The organism is Enhygromyxa salina, from assembly GCF_000737335.2.
GTDB lineage: Bacteria > Myxococcota_A > Polyangia > Nannocystales > Nannocystaceae > Plesiocystis > Plesiocystis salina_C.
In genome coordinates this window covers 136,505-154,599 of the sequence record NZ_JMCC02000029.1, presented here as the reverse complement: position 1 = coordinate 154,599, position 18,095 = coordinate 136,505, and the positions used below count along the sequence as shown (strand labels likewise).

Genomic DNA, 18,095 nt, shown 5'->3' with positions numbered 1-18,095 from the left:
TTCGCGGCTGGACGAGACAACTCGCCCAAGCGAAGCCCGCTCAGTTGACGCAGACCGAGCCCGACAGCGTGCCGGTCTCGAGGTCGAAGTCGCCGAATTGGCAGGTGCCGCCGTTGCACTCCTCGTCGCTGTTGCACTCGCCGCAAGCACCAACCTCGGCCAGGCCCATGATGTCGATGACCGAGCAGACGTTCTCGCAGGCCATGTCGCCGTTGCCCTCGAGGTTGCAGAAGCTGTCCTGCGGAAGCGAGTTCTCGTCGATGCACATGTTCTGACCGTCGAAGTTCTCGACGACCACGATCGGCGCGCAGATCTGACCGTTGCAGTCATCATCCGTGGCGCACACGCCACAGGTGTTGATCTCGATCAGTCCTTGGAGCAGCGAGAGCACGTTGCCGCAGCTCAGGCCGTCTTCGCAGACCTCGTCGGACTCACAGCCACCGCCGGCCTCGCCCATGTTGCAGGTCGGGCCGTTGTTCTCGAACGGGTTGGGGGCCGTACACCCACCATCGGGGCAGTCGTCGTCGTGGTCACACTCGCCACACTGGCCACCCAGGAGCGGCACGATGTAGCACTGGCCCGTGAGGCACTCGGCACCGGAGGTGCAGGGCGCACCGTTGGGCAGGTCGCCCATCGGGTCGCCGTCGCCGTCGCCGGTGGCCGTGTCACCGTCGCCGTCGCCGTCGCCAGTGGTCGGGTCGCCGTCGCCGTCGCCGGTGGTCGTGTCACCGTCGCCGTCGCCGTCGCCGGGATCGCCATCGCCATCACCGGTGGTGTCGCCGTCCATGTCGTCGGCTGGCTCGTCTTTGGCACAACCGATCGGTGCGAGCGCGAGCCCAAGGCAGGCGATGAGAGTGAAGATTTGGGGGGAAAGCAGCTTGTTTTTCACGGCGAGATCTCCTGAAGGTTACGGAAGGCTAGAGACGTGATCCGTGAATACGTCGAGATGGGGGCCCTAGTCGAGAGATTTGCAAAGTTTGGTACTCATCACCCGTCCGAACTAGACTCACGCCGCTTTGCGCCTGTTCTTGGCTCTTGGTGCCCATTCCGCGTGTTGGGCTCATCGACCGATCACGCCGAATTGACGCAGGTCGATGCGTCCGCGCACATCGAAGCGAACGCCTTCGGCTTCGAGCAATCGCCGCTGTCGCGCGGCAGCTCGATCGCCCAAGCTGATCTCGCCGCGAGCGTTGACGACGCGCTGCCACGGTACTTCGCTGCCTGGCGGCAAGTGTGAGAGGACACGCCCAACCAGCCGCGCCCGCCCCGGCAAGCCCGCGAGCAACGCGACTTGGCCGTAGCTGGCGACCTTGCCCGCTGGGATCGCCGCGACCGCGGCACAGATCGCTCGCCAGTTCGCGTCGCTGGGCGGCGTTCGCTGCACCTTGGACTTTCGACCTCCCTACGACACCGCGCGCACGTCAAAGTCGTCGAGCGCGGCCGAGACGGTCGCCAACGCCTGCTCGAGCTGCTCGGGCGGGAGGTTGAAGCTCACGCGAACGGATCCCGGCGCCTCGAACATGGTCCCCGGCACGACTTGGGTGCCGTAGCGATCCCGCAGATGCCGCGCAAAGTCCAAGTCGGCGGTGAGATCCGGGAGCCGGACCAAGCCGGTCTGACCCGCCGAAGGTGGCACCCAGCCAACCCGCGCTTCGCTGGCGATCCAGCGATCCATGACGGCGCGGGCCGGAGCGATCGCCGATGCTGCGACGGCCGCGAGCTCGTCGGCGTGGCGCATGACCTCGGTCGCCAGCGCCAGCGAGGCCAAGGGCGGATCCACGTGAAAGTACTGGCTCGCGCTGCGGAACGCCTGGGCGGTCTCCCGATCCCGCGCCACCACCCAACCCGCACGCAGCGCCGCGAACCCAAACGCCTTGGTCACGGATGACCAGCTCACAGCGTTCTCGATCGCCACGCAGGCCGGCTGCCACGGGTAGGTCTCGCCGCTCGCGTCAAACGCGAAGTCCAGATAGACCTCATCGACGAGCACCAGCGCGCCGACTCGCGCCGCCATCTCGCCGATCGCCACGAGCGTGGAAGTCTCGAGCGCGACCCCCGACGGGTTGTGCAGGCTCGAGAGGATCACGGCGCGGGTCTTGGGCGTGAGCAGCCGGGCCAGCCGATCCGCGAGCGGCTCCCACCGCTCCTCGCCCTTGCGCTCGAGCCTGGACACGTTGAGGCCGAGCGTCTCGGGGACCCCATGCAGTGGCTCGAAGGTGGGCCGCTCGACGATCACGTGGTCGCCGGGGCGGGCCAGGGTGAACAACACCTGGGTGATCGCCTGGCTGGCCCCCAGGGTTGGAACCACGCACTGCGGGTCGACCCCGTAGCGCTCGCCGATGACCTCGAGGAAGGCCGCGACCAGGTCGGGCCGCCGGTCCCGCCGGGTGAGCTCGGGCAGGGACAGCTCGGCCCCCAGCGCCCAGCCGGGTCCCGGGGCCGCGCCCTCGCGCCCATGCAGCGAGGCTGGCCCGCAGGCGTCGGGGACCCCGCTGGCGGTCAGATCCCAGCGCGCCTCGCCAGGCACGCTCTGCGCCCAAACGAGATAGTCGAGCGGTCGCAAGCGGCCCTTCACGTGGCGCGATGGTTTCAGAACTCGCCCCCCCTCGCAAGCGCCCCGAAAGGGCCCGCACAGCGGCGTGAGTCCGAACGGTGACCGCGCGAAGGTGTAGGTGGGGGTCTAGGGAAGTCTATGGTAGATGGAGGGATGCTCAAGGATCCGGCGTGGGAGCGCCATCGGTCGAGCTTGGCGGCGCAGGCGGGCTTCGTCCGCAGTTATTCGCCAGTGACCGCAGCCCTGCTCGAGCAGGCGGTCACCTGGCTCGCCGATCCCGAAGGTCGCGGGCGTGAACTCGGTGATCCCAACGCCGTGCGTGAGATCTGCGAGCGCCTCGTCGCCCTGCTGACAGAGGACGACATCGAGGGCGTCGACACCGGCTGGATCGACGACCTGCAGCCGGCCCTGCGGCTCAACGCGGCGCTGCACTGGTACGTGCTGCGCGATGATCCCCGCGTCGCCGAGCTGCGCCCCTACTTTGCGACCGTCGCCGAGGGCCAAGGCCCAGACGCACGCAAGCCAACCGATGACGAGTTTCCCCAGCGCCTGTTGAACGCGGTCAGCGCCCTCGGTGCCGAGCTGTTCGAGCGCACGCGCACCTGGCAGGTCGTCGCCAACGAGACCTCGCGCGGGATCGCGTGGCTGCTGCCCGCCGTGCTGCTGTCCGCCGAGGCCGTGCACCTCGTCGAGCTCGGCTGCTCGGCTGGCCTCAACCTCTATGCCGAGCAGCGCCGCTACGACCTGGCCTGGACCGCGAGCAAGCGGCTGCGCCTCGGTCGGTCCGAGGACGATGAGTTCTTGACGGTGTGCGGCGGCGAGCAGCCCGTGCTCGAAGAGTTCACGGCGGCCGAGCTGCGCGGGCCCGAGGTGCTCAGCCGCGTGGGCGGCGACACCCGGCGCGGCGAGCTCGACGGCGCCGAGTTCGACGGTCGCCTCGAAGCCTGCATTTGGGGCAACCAACGGCGTCGGCTGGATCTTCTGCGCCAAGGCATGGCGATCCACCGCCGGGCGATCGAGCAGGCGGTCGCGCAGAGCCTGGGCGCGAGCACGGGGGCCAAGACCCTGCTGCCCGCCAAGATCCTGCCCGTCGAGCTCCCGAGTGACGTCTCGGAGTTCCTGGCCAAGGCGGTCCCGACCCACCCCGAGGTCCCGGTGATCGCCTACAACACCTGCGTGACGGCGTACTTCAGCGACGTCGACCAGCGCGCCTACGCCCGCGACATGCGGAGCTTCGCCCGCAGCTGGAGCCTTCGCCACAAGCTGCCGTGGATGTGGGTCCGGTTCGAGCCCGCCCGCGCGGGCAAGGACGCGCCGCACCCCGGCTGGTGTCTGTGGGTCGTCGAGCTGTTCAGCGGGTCCAAGCACAAGAGCATCGAGCTTGGCTGGGCCCATCCACATTTGATCCGCGCCGAGTTTGGGCCCGGGTTGAGCGAACTCCGAGACCTGCGCGACCGCCGATGAACGCGCCCTCGTCCAGCCAGGATCTGCACCCCACCACGGGTGCGCGCTTCGTGTTCGACCGCGAGCCCGAGTCGGAGCCCGAGCAGGCGCCGCGCTACCTCGTGACGATCTACCTGCCGGGCACGCAGCGGTGGTCCGGGCAGCTCACCTGGGTGGACGGCCGCGCGAGCCTGGCACCAACAGCCCCAGGCGTCGCCGCACCTGACAGCGAGCCGTGGCCATGGGCGCTCGCAGAAGCGCTCAAGCTCGCGCGGGTGCTGCATCGCGACCCCAAGCAACACATGGTCCGCTGGCGCGGGTAGACAGCTCGCTGCCCAGGAGAAGCCCTCGCCCGAGCTGAAAACAGCCTGGGCTAGGAGCAGACGCACAGGGCGGGCTCGCCCTCGACTGGGTCTTCGCACGCGCCACCGGTGAAGCCAGGTCCAAACGCCTGCAGCTCCCCGCACAGCCGCGCGCAGCGATCGACCGTCCGCCGGCCCCACACGCAGGTGTCGATGATCTCCTCGTCCACGCAGATCCCCGCGTAGCCCTCGCTCTCGCACGGGCTCCCGGGCCCGTAGCCGCACAAGAACGCCGGCCCCGGTGTGCACCCGTAGGCAAACTCGAGCCCCTCGGCCATGCACGCGAAGCGTGCATACCCGGCGATCTCCACCCACCGCTCGCCGTTGCAGGCCCACATCAACGACGCGCCAGGGTCACCCGAGGGATCGGGCACACACAACAGCGACTCGGCGAGCGCCTCGTCGCACGCCGCGTCCGGCTCGGGCGCGCCGCCTTCGTCGGTCGTCGCGCTGTCGTCCACGCAGCACTCGAACGAGTCGCGCGCCTCGTCGCACCACTCGTAGCCCGGCTCGCAGGCGCACGAGTACTTCCCGATCGGCTCACTGTGCGAGCCTGGATCCCCGCAGCCCTCGCGCGAACTCTCGGCGGCCTCGCCCTCGCCCCCGCACCCGATCAACGCGACCACCAGCGAACACCTCACCAGTCGCCGCGCACGTGAGAGACCCAGCACGGGCCCAAGTTTGCCACTCCCACCCAATTGAAAACAGACGCGACCGAATCGGCCGCGTCTGTCGAAGCGAGGGAGCCCCGCTTGCTCGTGCTCAAATCGCCTTGCCTACGGCAGCGGGCAGCCTTCGTCGCCGGTGTCGCAGCAGAAGCACGCCACGTCATCGGGGATCGAGGCGTCGCACTCACCGTACTCGTAGGTCTGGCCGCGGATCCCGACCTCTTCACAGAACAGCTGGCAGCTGTCCCAGGTCTCTTTGTTCCACAGGCAGTAGCCGATCTCGTCGTCGTTGACGCAGTAGGCCGGGTCGGCGTCGTCGCAGGCCGCGCCCGAGCCGTCACCGCACTCGAAGATCACCGAGACGCCATCATCGACGCAGCCGTACGCGAAGTCGAAGCCATCGAAGCCGCAGCTCTCATCCATGAACGCGGCGTTCTCGGTCCACACGCCGTTCTCGCAGATGTAGAACTCGCTGCAGCCGGGGCCCATCGCCTCGTTGTTGGTGCACCAGTAGAAGCCTTCTTCTTCGACGGTGCAGCTCTCGGGCGGGAGCTCGCCGGGGGCACAGTCGCCGTCGCCATCGCCGTCGCCGTCGCCGGGATCGCCGTCACCGTCGCCGGTGGTGTCGGGATCGCCATCACCAGTGGGATCATCGTCACCGTCGCCGTCGCCGGGGCCGGAGGTGCCGGCGATGTCGTCGTCGCAGCAGTTGAGGTTGGTCTGGTCAGCCGGGTCGCACCACTCGTAGCCGATGCGACACTCACACTCACCGTTGCTATCTAACTTGTTGTTGGAGCCGCTCTCGCATGGTTCGAGGGGCTCGAGGTTGATGACGCAGCCGAAGCCGAGGCCGATGATGCCGCCGAACAGGGCAGCGAGCTTCAGGGATTGCAGGGATCGAGTCAGGCTCATGTTCAAAGTCTCCTGGGTGTGCGCGTAGTCGCTGCGGGGGGCGTCCACGATAGCGCGGACGGCGTGGGCGCTTCGACGGACGCCGTTCGAGTTCATTCTGTCTCAGCGGGGCCCCGGCGCCAACCCAGCCGCCAAGGCGCTCGCCAGCCTATTCGACGGTCCAGGTGTGGCCCGCGCGAAGCAGCGCGTCGACGTCCGTCATGCCCTTGTTCTTGGCAGATTCGACCTGCGCCACGACACTCGCGTCATAGGCAGGCGCCTGCTCACGCAGCAGCACGCCAAGCGCGATCGGGAAGTTCGGCGGCTCGAGACCGCCAAGCAGGAACGCCATCGGGCGGTTGGTCTCGTCGTGGATCAGCACGTCGTCTTCCGTGATCCCGTCTTCTCCAAGGGTCACGACCTCGAGCTCGAGGGTCTTGGGCTTGAGCCGCAGACCTTGCTGCGGGCCGCCCTTGTCACCGAAGAGCATGGGCTTGCCGTGCTCGAGCACGAGCATGGTCGAACCCGCGCGGGCCTTGTCCGTGACGTGATCCCAGGCACCATCGTGGAACACGGGGCAGTTCTGCAGGACCTCGATGAAGCTGGTTCCGCGAAATTCGCGGGCCTCCACGAAGGTTGGCCCAAGGTGCTTGGCCATCGTGTCGACCGAGCGCGCGACGAAGCGCGCCCCCGCCCCAAGCGCCAGCAGAGCAGGCGTCACGGGCATGTCGATTGAGCCCAAGGGCGTTGACGGCGAGCGCAGCCCAACCAGCGACGTGGGTGAGTACTGGCCCTTGGTCAGCCCGTAGATCCGGTTGTTGAACAGGATCATCTGCACGTCGACGTTGCGACGCAGCATGTGCATGAGGTGGTTGCCGCCGATGCTCAGGCCGTCGCCGTCGCCGGTGATCACCCAGATGTCGAGCTCGGGGTTGGTCAGCTTGAGCCCGGTCGCAAACGCCGGCGCGCGGCCGTGGATGCTGTGGAACCCGTAGGTGTTCATGTAGTACGGGAACCGGCTCGAGCAGCCGATGCCCGACAAGAACACGGTCTTGGCTGGGTCGGCGCCGACGGTTGGCAGCGTGCGCTGCATCGTCGCGAGGATCGCGTAGTCCCCACAGCCCGGACACCAGCGGATGTCCTGGTCGGAGGTGAAGTCCTTGCGAGTGAGCTTCTTGACGGGTTCGGACGGGCTCATGTCAGGTTCTCCAGCGCGGAATCGATCGCGTCTTCGATCTCGCCGACCTTGAAGGGCTGACCGGCGATCTTGTTGACGCCGATGGCGTCGACGAGGAACTCGGAGCGCAGCATCTTGACCAGCATGCCGTTGTTCATCTCCGGCACGATGACCCGCTTGAACCCGCGCAGCAGCGTCTCTAGCCCGCGGGCGAAGGGCACGATGTGGCGCAGGTGGACCTGCGAGACGCTCTTGCCCTCGGCGCGAGCCTTGCGAACGGCCATGGTGATCGCGCCGTAGGTCGAGCCCCAGCCCACGACCAGCAGATCACCCGTGGCCTCGCCGACCTCGACCTCTTGCTCGGGGACCGAGTTGGCGATGCCCGCGACCTTGGCCGCGCGGGTCTTGGTCATCTTGTGGTGGTTGTCGGGGTCGTACGAGATGTTGCCCGAGTCGTAGTTCTTCTCGAGCCCGCCGATCCGGTGCTCGAAGCCAGGCGTGCCGGGGATCGCCCACGGTCGCGCCAGCGTGTCTGCCTCGCGCATGTAGGGATGGAAGTCCTCGGTGCGCTCGGTCGGGAACTTGGCCTTGAACTCGGGCAGATCCGCCATCGCGGGGATCTTCCAGGGCTCGGCGCCATTGGCCAGGTAGCCGTCGGTGAGCAGCATGACCGGGGTCATGTATTGCACCGCGATCCGGGCGGCCTCGATCGCCATGTAGAAGCAGTCGCCCGGGGTCGCGGCTGCGATCACGCACAGCGGCGAGTCGCCGTTGCGCCCGTACGCGGCCTGCAGCAGATCCGACTGCTCGGTCTTGGTTGGCAGGCCGGTCGACGGCCCGCCGCGCTGCACGTCCACGACGATCAGCGGCAGCTCGAGCATGACCGCGAGCCCGATCGCCTCGGCCTTGAGCGCGACGCCAGGTCCAGAGGTGGTCGTGACTCCCAGCGCGCCGCCCCAGCTCGCTCCGACCGCGGCGCACACCGCCGCGATCTCGTCTTCGGCTTGGAAGGTCGTGACCCCGAAGCTCTTGAGGTTGGCCAGCGAGTGCAGCACGGTCGACGCTGGCGTGATCGGGTACGAGCCCAGCACCAGCTTGAGATCCGACAGCTGCGAGGCCGCGACCAGGCCCCAGGCCAGCGCGTCGTTGCCCGTGATGTTGCGGTACAGACCCGGCGACAGCTTGGCCTTGGGGACCTCGTAGGGGCCGATCCCGCTGGGCAGCTCGGCGGTCTCACCGTAGGCGTGACCCGCCTTGAGCGCGGCGATGTTGGCCTGGGCGATCGCGGGCTTCTTGCCGAACTTTTGATTGAGGTAGGCGACGGTTGGCTCGTACTCGCGGCCAAACAGCCACAGCACCAAGCCCAGCGTCCACAGGTTCTTGCTGCGCAGCGCGTCCTTGGTGCCCAGCCCAAACGGCTCGACGGCGGCGATCGTCATCGCCTGGATGTCCAGATCGATCAGCCGGTAGGCCGACAGGCTGCCGTCTTCGAGCGGGTTGTTGTCGTAGCCGGCCTTCTTGAGGTTGCCCTTGGTGTACGCGCCGGTGTTGACGATCAGCATGCCGCCGGGCTTGAGATCGGCGAGGTTGGTCATCAGCGCGGCCGGGTTCATGGCCACGAGCACGTCGGGGGCGTCGCCCGGGGTTCGGACGTCCTGCGAGCCGAAGTGGATCTGGAACCCCGACACACCATAGGTGGTGCCAGCGGGCGCCCGGATCTCGGCGGGGAAGTCGGGGAACGTGGCGAGATCGTTGCCCATCAACGCAGTCGTGTGCGTGAACTGGCTCCCGGTCAGCTGCATCCCATCGCCGGAGTCGCCGGCAAAGCGGATGACAACGGACTCGAGGGTCTCGCGTTTTTCGGACTTGGTGAAAGTGTCCATGTGGTCTTGGCAGGCTCGTCCAGCGCCGACTCGAGCTAGATCAAGCGAAAAGCTGCGTCAGTATGGGCGCGCGGCGGATCGATGTCACGGTCGCAGTAGTATGTTGTCTCACGGTGAACGAGATTCAGGAGCAGCGCTGGTCGCAGCGCCTGCCGCAACAGGCCGCTTGCGTTCGAGATGTGCCACGATCACCGCCGTCGTCGAGTCGCCGACCACGTTGATCGCGCTGCGGCACATGTCCAGGATCCGATCCATGCCCAGGATCAACGCGATCCCTGCTGCTACCACAGCCTCTGGGATCCCAACGGTGACCATCACCACATACAGCAGCGGAATCACACCGCCGGGCACACCCGCGGCGCCGATCGCCATCAGCATCGCGATCAAGATCAGCGTCAGACAGGCCGAAGCGTCGAGCGGGATGCCCCAGACTTGGGCAACGAAGTGCACGGCGATGACCTGGTAGATGGTCGTGCCGTCCATGTTGATGGTCGCGCCAAGCGGCAGCACAAACCCGGCGATCGGCCGGGGAACGTTCAGCTCTTCCTCGGCCACGCGGATCGTCGTTGGCAAGGTCGCCGCCGAGGACGAGGTCGAGAACGCGGTGACCCAGACCTCGCGCATCGCCTTCATGAACGCGATTGGCTTCCAGTCGGCGACGAAGCGCAGCAACGGCCAGAGCACCAGCAACAGGTGAGCGAGGAGCGCCAGCAACACGACCCCGGTGTAGAGCGCGAGCGCGACGAGCACGTCGACGCCAAACTTGGCAACGACCATGAACACCAGCGCCGCGACACCCGCGGGCGCGAGCTTCATCAGCACGCCGATCAGCTTGATCATCGCCTCGTTGACGCCCTCGAGCACCGCCGCGACCGGGGCGCTGCGGTCTTGGGGGATCAGCGTCAGCGACACACCAAACGCCAGCGCGAACAGGATCACCTTGAGTAGATCCCGGTTGCTGGTCATCGAGAGCACGATGTTCTCGGGCACCAAGCCCACCATGATCTGCAGCGCCGAGCCCGAAAAATACGCGCGCGCCTCGTCTGCGCTGGCGACCTTGCTGGCGGCCTCGTCCGAGAATTGCGCGGCGAGCAGATCACGTGTCTCGGGCGAGATCGCGGCGCCAGGCTCGAACAAGTAGTACAGCCCCGTCGCCAGACAGGCCCCGACAAACGCGGTGCCCATGAAGATCGCGATCGTGCGGCCCCCCAGCCGGCCGAGGTCGCGGGGGTTGCCGAGCGAGTGCATGCCCGTGGCGATCGAGGTGAACACCAAGGGCACGACCGTCAAGATGATCGCGCGGATGAACAGCTGCCCGACCGGCTCGATCCACCGCGCGCCAAACTCGAGCAGCGCCGCCTGATCCACGAACAGCGAGATCACCGCGTCCGGCCCGACCATCCACTGCTTGGCGACGAGCGCGGCCAAGCTGCCGATGACCATGCCGATCAGGATCTTGGTGTGCAGCTGCCAGCCGGGTTGTTGCGCGTCCGCGTCTGCGGGGGGGCTGGGGTTCGGCTCGCTCACGGTCGCGACTGTTCCACTTCGGCGCAGGTGACGTCAAAGCGCGCGATCGGGTGGACACCAAAGCCCAGCCGGTTGTCGGTGAGCTTGGCCCAGGACACGACCAGCGCGTACAGATGATGGCGGCCAGCGGCGAGCATCGGCGCGGCGATCGGGTGGCGGTCCACGTAGAGTTGGCGCAGCCCGGCCGCGCCCGTCGGGGTCCACAGATCCTCGCGAACGAGGCTGCCGCGCAGCTGGGCGCCACGCACTTGCCCGGGTGTGTCCGTCTCGAGGTACACGGCGGCAGCTGCGGCTGTTGGACCGCGCCCGGCGAGCTGGCCGTGGTGGCTGGTTGCGTCGCTGGCAAAAATGAGCAGCGGCGCCGCATGGCGACCGATCGTGTCTGGCTGGGCCAGCGCATAAAACAGCGGGGCCGCGTAGGGCGACGCGCCCGCAGCCGCTGGATCTGCGAGCGCCAGCGTCAGCACCCAGCGCTCGCCCAGCACCCGCATGAGCGCGCTCACGGGATCGACCTCGGGGGGTTTTGTCACCGCGGCTGCTTATCACGTTCGCGCTCACACCCGCGAGCTTCAGAGAGAGAGCCGCCTGCCAAAAAGCCCCCTCCTAGGGGGCCACACATGCGGGTGCGAACAGCCAGCCCCGAGGAGCGAAGCGACCAGACGCGCCAGCGGCTGCAGTCGGCGAAGTGCCAAGGTCTCTGTGGGGGTCAATAATTGCTAGTCTCCGGCGATGACGAAGCTAGCCAGCATCTTCGCGCGAGCATACGACGCCCTCGAAGCCGAGGACATCGACGGTGTGCAAGCGGCGATGGCAGCGGCAGTGGACGCGGGCGCGACCGAAGAGGACGCCCGCCTTCGCTACCTGGAATTCATGACGGGCTGGCTCGACGAGGAGGCCAGCGAGACCGAGCTCGAAGAACTGTTCGGCAACACCGAAGGTCTGCTCGAGGCCGCCGTCGCCCTCGAAGATCCAAGCGAGGCCGCACGCATCACCCTCGACATCTCCGACATCCTGATCTCGATCGGCGACATCGACGACGCCGAGCATGCGCTGCGGGTCCTGAGCGAGCGCGGGGATCTGGCCTCGGAAGCCGACAGCGAGGCCCGGCTGCTGCGGGCGCAGGTCCTGCTGGATCACCAAGAAGACGCCGAAGAGGCGCTGAGCGTGCTCGACGGTGTCCACGCCTCACTGCACGAAGACCCCGGCTACGTCAGCCTGCGCGCGGCCGTGCTCATCGATCTCGAGCGCAGGCCCGAGGGCGTCGAGCTGCTCGAGCAAGCGCTCGCCCGTGAAGACGACACCGAGCTGCGCTACCAGCTGGGCTCGATCCTGCGCGAGGCCGGCGAGGTCGACCGCGCCCTCGAGCACCTGCTGCGGGTCCGCGAGCGTGACCTCGCCACCCACGAGGTCGAGGTCGACGAGCCCGTGCCCGCCGACGAGGCCGAGGATCTGCGTCGTTACCTCGAGGACGTGCTCGACACCCTGCCCGATCCCGTCATCAACCGGGTCGCCGCGGCCGCGATCCGCGTCGAGCGTTGGGTCGGCGAGGCTGGGGTCCGCGACGGCTGTGATCCCCGCACCGCGCTCGCGTTCGAGGGTCGGCCCGCCACCGACGACGACGAGGGTCAAGTCGACGCGCTGGTCCTGTTCCGCGACGCGATCATCGCGTTGATCGAAGACGACGACGCGATCATCGATGTGATCGCCATGAGCCTGGTCGAAGAGTTCGATCGCTTCTTCGACCTCGAATTAATCCCTGGCATGTGAGGCGTGACGCAGATGCTCGACCCGACGGATCTGACCAAGCTGGTCTACGACTGGAACGAACTCGATCGCCGCGGGCCGGTCCTGCGTCGGGCGCCGCGCTTCGTCGATGAGACGATCCGCGACGGTCTGCAGTCGCCTTCGGTCCGCGATCCCAACATCGATCAAAAGGCCGAGCTGGTCCGCCTGATGGATCGGCTTGGCCTCCACGTGGTCAACCTTGGCCTGCCCGGCGCCGGTCGCCGGGCCCAGCAGGACGTGGAGTCGCTGCTGCGGACGATCGTCAGCGAGAAGCTGAGCATCTTGCCCAACTGCGCGGCGCGAACGGTCGAGGCCGACATTCGGCCGATCATCGACATCTCGCAGCGGGTCGGCGTGCCGATCGAGGTCACGGCCTTCATTGGCTCGAGCCCGATCCGTGCGTTCGCCGAGAGCTGGGATCTCGATCGCCTGGTCCGCCACACCCGCGAGTCGATCGAGCTGATCGTCCGCAACGGCTTGCCCGCCTCGTTCGTCACCGAAGACACGACGCGCGCCCACCCCAACACGCTCGAGCGCTTGTTCCGAACCGCGATCGAAGCTGGCGCGACCCGCCTGGTGCTGTGTGACACCTGCGGCCACGCAACCCCCGACGGGCTGCGCAACCTGTTGTCGTTCACCAAGAGCTTGCTGCGGGGCATGGACGTGGAAGATCGCGTGATGCTCGACTGGCACGGGCACAACGATCGCGGGTTGGCGCTGACCTTGGCCGTGTCTGCGCTCGAGTGGGGCGTGGATCGGGTTCACGGCTGCGCGCTGGGGATCGGCGAGCGGGTCGGCAACACGTCGATGGATCACCTGCTGCTCAACCTCTATTTGCTCGGGCTGATCGACGCCAAGACCCACGATCTGTCGTGCCTGGTCGAGTACGTGGAGAAGGTCAGCAGCTTCACGGGGGTGCCGATCCACCCCAGCTATCCACTGGTTGGACGCGACGCGTTTCGCACGGCGACCGGCGTCCACGCGGCCGCGATCATCAAGGCCGAAGCCAAGGGTGAGCTGGACCTCGCCGACCGGGTGTACTCGTCGGTCCCGGCCCGCGTGTTTGGGCGTCGCCAGCAGATCGAGATTGGCCACTACAGCGGGCGATCCAACGTGATCTACTGGCTGCGGGAGCACGGGTTCGACACCAACGACGAGCTTGTCGATCGCGTGTTCGACTTTGCGAAGTCGCAGGGCCAGACGCTCAGCGACGAGCAGATCCGCGAAGTGATCGCAGCGGGTTCGTGATGCCCCCCCACAGGGGGCCTCAGTCACGGATTTGGTTGGTTGCGGGGGGTTGCGTGCCGATGCGGCACCGTGCACGGGCTGCAGACGGTCCCGATCAAGCGCTGCGCGCTCGATCGGGGAGCGCCGGATCGACGTCGGGGACGTCTCCGCGCAGCCCCCGGATCATCAGGATCAAGGTTGCGACGAGCCCCCAGCTCAGCCCCACGACCACGCCAGCGTCAACGGCCCCACGCCACGGCTGCGCGAGCATGCTGACCAGCGAGATCAGCCCGACGATCGCCAGCAGCAGCACCCACGACCCGATCAGCCGTCGGCGCGAAGCATGGACCAGACCCATCGCCACTAGCGGCGCGATCACGACCAGCCACCCCCGCCGCTGCGCCAGCGCGAACGATCGCACGACCACGCGGGGCGAGAAGCTGCGCTGGAACCCGCGGTAGCCCTCGGTGTACGCAAAGCCGACGATCGAGGCGACATACGCGAGCGCGCTGATGGCATCGAGGGATCCGTCGAGCACCGGCTCGAGCGCGCGCGGCAGCAGGCGCACGATCGCCTGCAACAATAGCGCGCTGATCCCCAGCACGGCCCACCAGGCGATCGCCAGGCCGCTGCGCGTTGTCGGGCGGGAGCTCATGCGCCGGACCATACGCGCTGACGCAGCGAGCGGGAATCGGTCGCGCTCGCGCTTGTCTGGCGCGCCGCTGGGTGGCGCAATCTTGTGCGAAGCTCGCACGGCCCGCAGCCCACGAGTCACCCATGCGCAAGATCAGCCTCGTCCTCGCCGCCTCCTGTCTGCTTTGCCTGCCCGCCTGTGACGGGTCGTCGAAAGACGCGCCCGCCGGGTCCTCCTCGAACGACGAGGACAAAGACAAAGGCAAAGACGACAAGGACGACCAGGACAAAGACGACGACGACGACAGCAACCCGCTCTCGGGCCTCGCCAACAACCCCTTGGCGGCGATGTTCACCAAGAAGCTCGACGAGCCAGGGCCCTACGATCCGCCCAAGCAGTCGCCCAACTACGCGGCCGATCAACCGCACCTGCGGGTGCTGAAGCTCTCGGGCAGCGTCGGCGAGGTGGAGGTGTTTGATCCGCTGGCGTTCGCGGGTGGCGGCGGTGGCAGCGTGCGAACCAGGGCGCTGCTCGACAAGCTCGACGAGCTCGCGGCCGAGCCAAAGCTCGAGGGCCTGGTGCTGCGGGTTGGGGATCTGAGCATGGACATGGCCCGCGGCGTCGAGCTGCGCGCGGCCTTGGTCGACTTCAAGGCTGACGGCGCCCGCAAGCTCCACTGCCACGCCGAGTCGCTCAGCAACACCAGCTACTACCTGCTCTCGGTCTGTGACGAGCTGGCGATGGTCCCGGTCGGCACCTTGATGGTGCCCGGCCCCGCCGCCACGCCCGTGCACCTCAAGGGCCTGCTCGACAAGCTCGAGGTCCAAGCGGACTTCCTGCATGTCGGCGCGTTCAAGGGGGCGGCCGAGCCGTTGACCCGCGACGCGCCCTCGCCCGAGATGCTCGAGACCCTTGGCGCCCTGGTGGATCAGGCCTACGTGACCATGGTCAGCGGCATCGCGCAGGGTCGGGGCGCCAGCGAAGAGGAGGTCCGCGGGTGGATCGACCAAGCTCTGTTCACCTCCGAGAGCGCAGCCGAGGGCGGCCTGATCGACAAGGTCGAGGCGTGGGAGCCGTTCTTGGCTCGGGTCAGCGGCGAGCGCGGGTGGAAGAACGTCACGCTGCAGGACAAGCCCTGGTCGGACCCGCTCGCGCTGCAGCGCTTCTTGGGGATGTCGGGGCCCAAGCGCCCGAGCAAGCCGCACGTCGCGCTGGTCTACGCGGTCGGCAACATCATTGACGGCAAGGGCGGCGGCGCGCTCGGGGCCACCAGCGAGATCGCCTCGGGTCAGCTCGTGCCCGTGCTCGACCGGCTCGCCGCCGACGACAAGGTCGCCGCCGTGGTCTTGCGCATCGACTCTGGCGGCGGCTCCGCGCAGGCCTCCGAGCAGATCTGGCACGCGGTCGAGCGGCTCAAAGCGAGCAAGCCCGTCGTCGTGTCCATGGCCGGCGTCGCGGCTTCGGGCGGCTACTACATCGCCGCGGGGGCCAACCAGATCTACGCCGACACCGACACCGTGACCGGATCGATCGGCGTCGTGGGGGGCAAGCTGGTGCTCGGCAAGGCGCTCGAGAGCTTTGGGATCAAGAGCTTCGCGGTGACCAAGGGCGAGCACGCGCTGCTGTGGTCACCGATGCAGGCGTGGACCCCCGAAGAGCGCACGATCGTCTACGCGATGATGGAGCAGACCTACGACGTGTTCGTCGAGCGCGTCGCTGCCGGTCGCAACATGGATCGCGACGCCGTCCACGAGATCGCCCAAGGTCGCGTGTGGACCGGCGTCGCTGCCAAGGAGCGGGGCCTCGTCGACGAGCTTGGCGGGCTCGAGCAAGCGCTGGCGGCCGCGACCAAGCTTGGCAAGGTCGAGCCTGACGTCGGCCTCGAGGTGTACCCGGGCGAGCCCACGATCAAGGACATCCTGGGCAGCTTCGAGCAGCTCGTGGCCGTGCAAGCGGGGGCGCGGGCCGACTCGCTCCCGATCGGGCTCGGGATGGTCATCGACGAGCTCGCCGCCAGCGTTGGGCCCGAGGGGCGGCCGTGGATCGAGGCCGTCCGCGCGTCGCTGCGGACCACCGTCGCGCTGCAGGGCAGCACGGTGTGGGCGGTCGAGTGGACCCAAGCGGTCCGCTAGCTAAGCCGCTTTCGGCGGTTGAACCAGGCGATCCCGAAGATCCCCAGCATCCCAAACATCCCCTGCAAGCCCAGCCGCTGGATCGTGCAGCCGGAGCTGGGGCCGCGCAGCTGCGAGTCGTTCCAGTTGGCGAGCGCCCCGTCGATGTCGCCGGCGTTGTCGAGCTCGACCTGCGGCGGGCCCATCATCGGGACCTGCTCGATCCGCAGCGCCGCCGGGTTGCCGTCTAGATCAGGCATCGACCCGCCGTCGTCGAGCGCGATCGTGCGACCGTCGGGCAGCTCGATATAGGACGGCCCGCCGTCGCAGTCGTTGACCCGCGTCGCGCCGATGTTGTTGTCGACCGTTGGCAGCCCGCTGGCCTCGTGAAACAGCGGATCCTCGATCATCTCGTGGGGCGAGAGCAGCGTGAACAGGCGGGTCAACACGGTCGCGTTATCGAGCATGTCGATCGCGTGCTGGGCCGGGCCGTAGATCCGCGCCTCGAAATCAGCCGAGAAGCCGGGCTGGGTGCCCCACGCGGTCTGATCGATCAACCCCTCGTAGCACGACACGCAGCTCCAGTACGTGTGGGCCGCGATGCCGTCGGGCGCGGGCAGGTAGATGTTCAGCAGCGCCTCGACCTGCGGGTGCCGGAAGGTGCACTCGAGCCCGTCGCAGGTCATCAGGTTCTGCGAGGTCAGCTCATCGACGACGTCGACCGCCGCGATGTCTTGCAGCGCCGTCACGCTCCAGCTGGCCTCGAACACGCCCGAGGTCGAGATGATCGCGTCGGTCCCCGAGTACTCGGTGACGAACCCGCGGCCGCCGGCCTCGTCGATCGCGAGGCTGACGATCTCGTTGTAGTTGGTGCTGGGCCCGTTGACCCAGTCAAAGCGCGAGTGGTTGATCTCCACGTGCGGCCAGTTCTGCGGGGCGACCCGCGTGTCACCCAAGAAGAACGCCCGGATCGCCATGTCGTCGACCGCCGCGATCCGCGTCAGCCGGATCGGAATGCAGGGCTCGACGCCGGGATAGCGGACCGCCAGCGGGTGGATCTCATCGACCCCCGCCCCGCTCGCCAGCTTGACCGCGACGAACACAAAGCCCTCTTCCAAGTACTCTTCGAGGATCGGCGGCGCGTCGGGGTCTTGCGCGTAGCCGGCCTGGTCGAGCCAATCGGTGACCTCCTCGATGGTGTCACCGCTCAGCGTCACGTACTCGAACGCGCCCGCGAACCCGCGATCGAGGATCTCGGGTCCGTCGTTGGTGTCGGCGCCGTCGCCACCGTCGCCGGAGCTGAAGCCCTCGTTGCGGTCACCACCGGCCAAGTCAGCGGACGCGCAGCCGATCCCAAACGACCCCCCGCAGTCCCCGATCGAGGTGGTGTTGATCGTGAAGGTCGGGACCGTCGCCTGCAGCATGTTGTCGAACAGCGCCTGCGAGCCAACCAACACCTCGGGCACTTCCATCACCGGGATGATCCACGCGAAGCGCTCGGCGTCGCCTTCGTATTGGATCTGAATGTGCGCTTCCGTGTAGGGCTCGCTGCCGCTCTCGTCGATCCAAAAAATGATGCTCTCGCCGGTTTGATCGACCGGCATCACCTGCGGGCCGGCATCACAGAAGGTCCCACCGCAGGCGTCGGCGGTCTGGGGGGACCCGGCCGCGAGCGCGAGCATGGGCGGCAAGGCCAGCGCGAACAGACGAGTGAACGGACGGGAGATCAGGGACGAAGAGGCGTAAGTCATGACAGCTTTGGTAGTCTGCATGCCGGGCGCGGCCACGCCAACGATCTTCGCTGGAGGCGTGTTCTTTTGCAGCTATCCCCAG

The 18,095-nt window shown here is 67.7% G+C and carries 16 protein-coding genes; 5 read left to right on the top strand and 11 right to left on the bottom strand.

The features are described 5' to 3' along the window. Positions 1-40: 40 nt before the first annotated feature. The 3 genes from DB30_RS12755 to DB30_RS12745 all read right to left on the bottom strand — a co-directional run bounded on the left by DB30_RS12755 (position 41) and on the right by DB30_RS12745 (position 2,575). On the bottom strand, positions 41-889 hold the full coding sequence (locus tag DB30_RS12755) for a hypothetical protein (RefSeq protein WP_052548689.1): 849 nt from the start codon (positions 887-889) through the stop codon (positions 41-43). Positions 890-1,060: 171 nt separating this feature from the next. After that, positions 1,061-1,384, bottom strand: a complete 324-nt coding sequence (locus DB30_RS12750) for an MGMT family protein (protein ID WP_052548688.1) — start codon at positions 1,382-1,384, stop codon at positions 1,061-1,063. Positions 1,385-1,402: 18 nt separating this feature from the next. After that, complete coding sequence (locus tag DB30_RS12745) at positions 1,403-2,575, bottom strand: aminotransferase class I/II-fold pyridoxal phosphate-dependent enzyme (RefSeq protein WP_052548687.1); 1,173 nt, start codon at positions 2,573-2,575, stop codon at positions 1,403-1,405. Positions 2,576-2,707: 132 nt separating this feature from the next. Here DB30_RS12745 and DB30_RS12740 point away from each other — a divergent pair, with 132 nt between their 5' ends. Together DB30_RS12740 and DB30_RS12735 are read left to right on the top strand one after the other, a co-directional pair. After that, a complete protein-coding gene (locus tag DB30_RS12740; RefSeq protein WP_165703735.1) occupies positions 2,708-4,018 on the top strand; it encodes a DUF2332 family protein in 1,311 nt (436 codons plus the stop codon). Continuing rightward, on the top strand, positions 4,015-4,320 hold the full coding sequence (locus DB30_RS12735) for a hypothetical protein (RefSeq protein WP_052548685.1): 306 nt from the start codon (positions 4,015-4,017) through the stop codon (positions 4,318-4,320). The genes DB30_RS12740 and DB30_RS12735 overlap by 4 nt, the downstream gene beginning before the upstream one ends. 50 nt (positions 4,321-4,370) lie before the next feature. Here the strand turns inward: DB30_RS12735 and DB30_RS12730 are convergent, their stop codons facing one another. The 6 genes from DB30_RS12730 to DB30_RS12700 all read right to left on the bottom strand — a co-directional run bounded on the left by DB30_RS12730 (position 4,371) and on the right by DB30_RS12700 (position 11,035). Further along, positions 4,371-4,985: a hypothetical protein gene (locus DB30_RS12730; protein WP_052548684.1), complete on the bottom strand. Its 615-nt coding sequence runs from the start codon at positions 4,983-4,985 to the stop codon at positions 4,371-4,373. Positions 4,986-5,135: 150 nt separating this feature from the next. After that, on the bottom strand, positions 5,136-5,939 hold the full coding sequence (locus DB30_RS41385; protein ID WP_153258306.1) for a hypothetical protein: 804 nt from the start codon (positions 5,937-5,939) through the stop codon (positions 5,136-5,138). A gap of 148 nt (positions 5,940-6,087) precedes the next feature. After that, entirely contained in the window at positions 6,088-7,116 is a 1,029-nt protein-coding gene (locus tag DB30_RS12715) for a 2-oxoacid:ferredoxin oxidoreductase subunit beta (RefSeq protein ID WP_052548682.1), read from the bottom strand. Beyond that, the gene (locus tag DB30_RS12710) at positions 7,113-8,978 is read right to left on the bottom strand and encodes a 2-oxoacid:acceptor oxidoreductase subunit alpha (protein WP_052548681.1); all 1,866 of its coding nucleotides are present in this window, start codon (positions 8,976-8,978) and stop codon (positions 7,113-7,115) included. The genes DB30_RS12715 and DB30_RS12710 overlap by 4 nt, the downstream gene beginning before the upstream one ends. A gap of 108 nt (positions 8,979-9,086) precedes the next feature. Continuing rightward, complete coding sequence (locus tag DB30_RS12705) at positions 9,087-10,505, bottom strand: dicarboxylate/amino acid:cation symporter (RefSeq protein ID WP_052548680.1); 1,419 nt, start codon at positions 10,503-10,505, stop codon at positions 9,087-9,089. After that, positions 10,502-11,035: a PNPOx family protein gene (locus DB30_RS12700; protein WP_052548679.1), complete on the bottom strand. Its 534-nt coding sequence runs from the start codon at positions 11,033-11,035 to the stop codon at positions 10,502-10,504. The genes DB30_RS12705 and DB30_RS12700 overlap by 4 nt, the downstream gene beginning before the upstream one ends. Before the next feature lie 199 nt (positions 11,036-11,234). On the opposite strand from DB30_RS12700, the gene DB30_RS12695 reads away from it, so the two are divergent. Further along, positions 11,235-12,272 carry a tetratricopeptide repeat protein gene (locus DB30_RS12695; protein WP_052548678.1) on the top strand — a complete coding sequence of 346 codons (1,038 nt, stop codon included), beginning with the start codon at positions 11,235-11,237 and terminating at the stop codon, positions 12,270-12,272. Positions 12,273-12,284: 12 nt separating this feature from the next. After that, entirely contained in the window at positions 12,285-13,538 is a 1,254-nt protein-coding gene (locus DB30_RS12690; RefSeq protein ID WP_146658632.1) for a LeuA family protein, read from the top strand. A 94-nt stretch (positions 13,539-13,632) separates the two neighbouring features. On the opposite strand, the gene DB30_RS12685 is transcribed toward DB30_RS12690, so the two are convergent. Continuing rightward, entirely contained in the window at positions 13,633-14,172 is a 540-nt protein-coding gene (locus tag DB30_RS12685) for a hypothetical protein (RefSeq protein WP_240480222.1), read from the bottom strand. 122 nt (positions 14,173-14,294) lie between these two features. Between DB30_RS12685 and sppA the strand changes: the two genes are divergently transcribed. Continuing rightward, positions 14,295-16,283 carry a signal peptide peptidase SppA gene (gene sppA, locus DB30_RS12680; protein WP_052548676.1) on the top strand — a complete coding sequence of 663 codons (1,989 nt, stop codon included), beginning with the start codon at positions 14,295-14,297 and terminating at the stop codon, positions 16,281-16,283. On the opposite strand, the gene DB30_RS12675 is transcribed toward sppA, so the two are convergent. Continuing rightward, on the bottom strand, positions 16,280-18,013 hold the full coding sequence (locus tag DB30_RS12675) for a DUF2330 domain-containing protein (RefSeq protein WP_240480221.1): 1,734 nt from the start codon (positions 18,011-18,013) through the stop codon (positions 16,280-16,282). The two genes, sppA and DB30_RS12675, sit on opposite strands and share 4 nt — an antisense overlap. Positions 18,014-18,095: the final 82 nt, after the last annotated feature.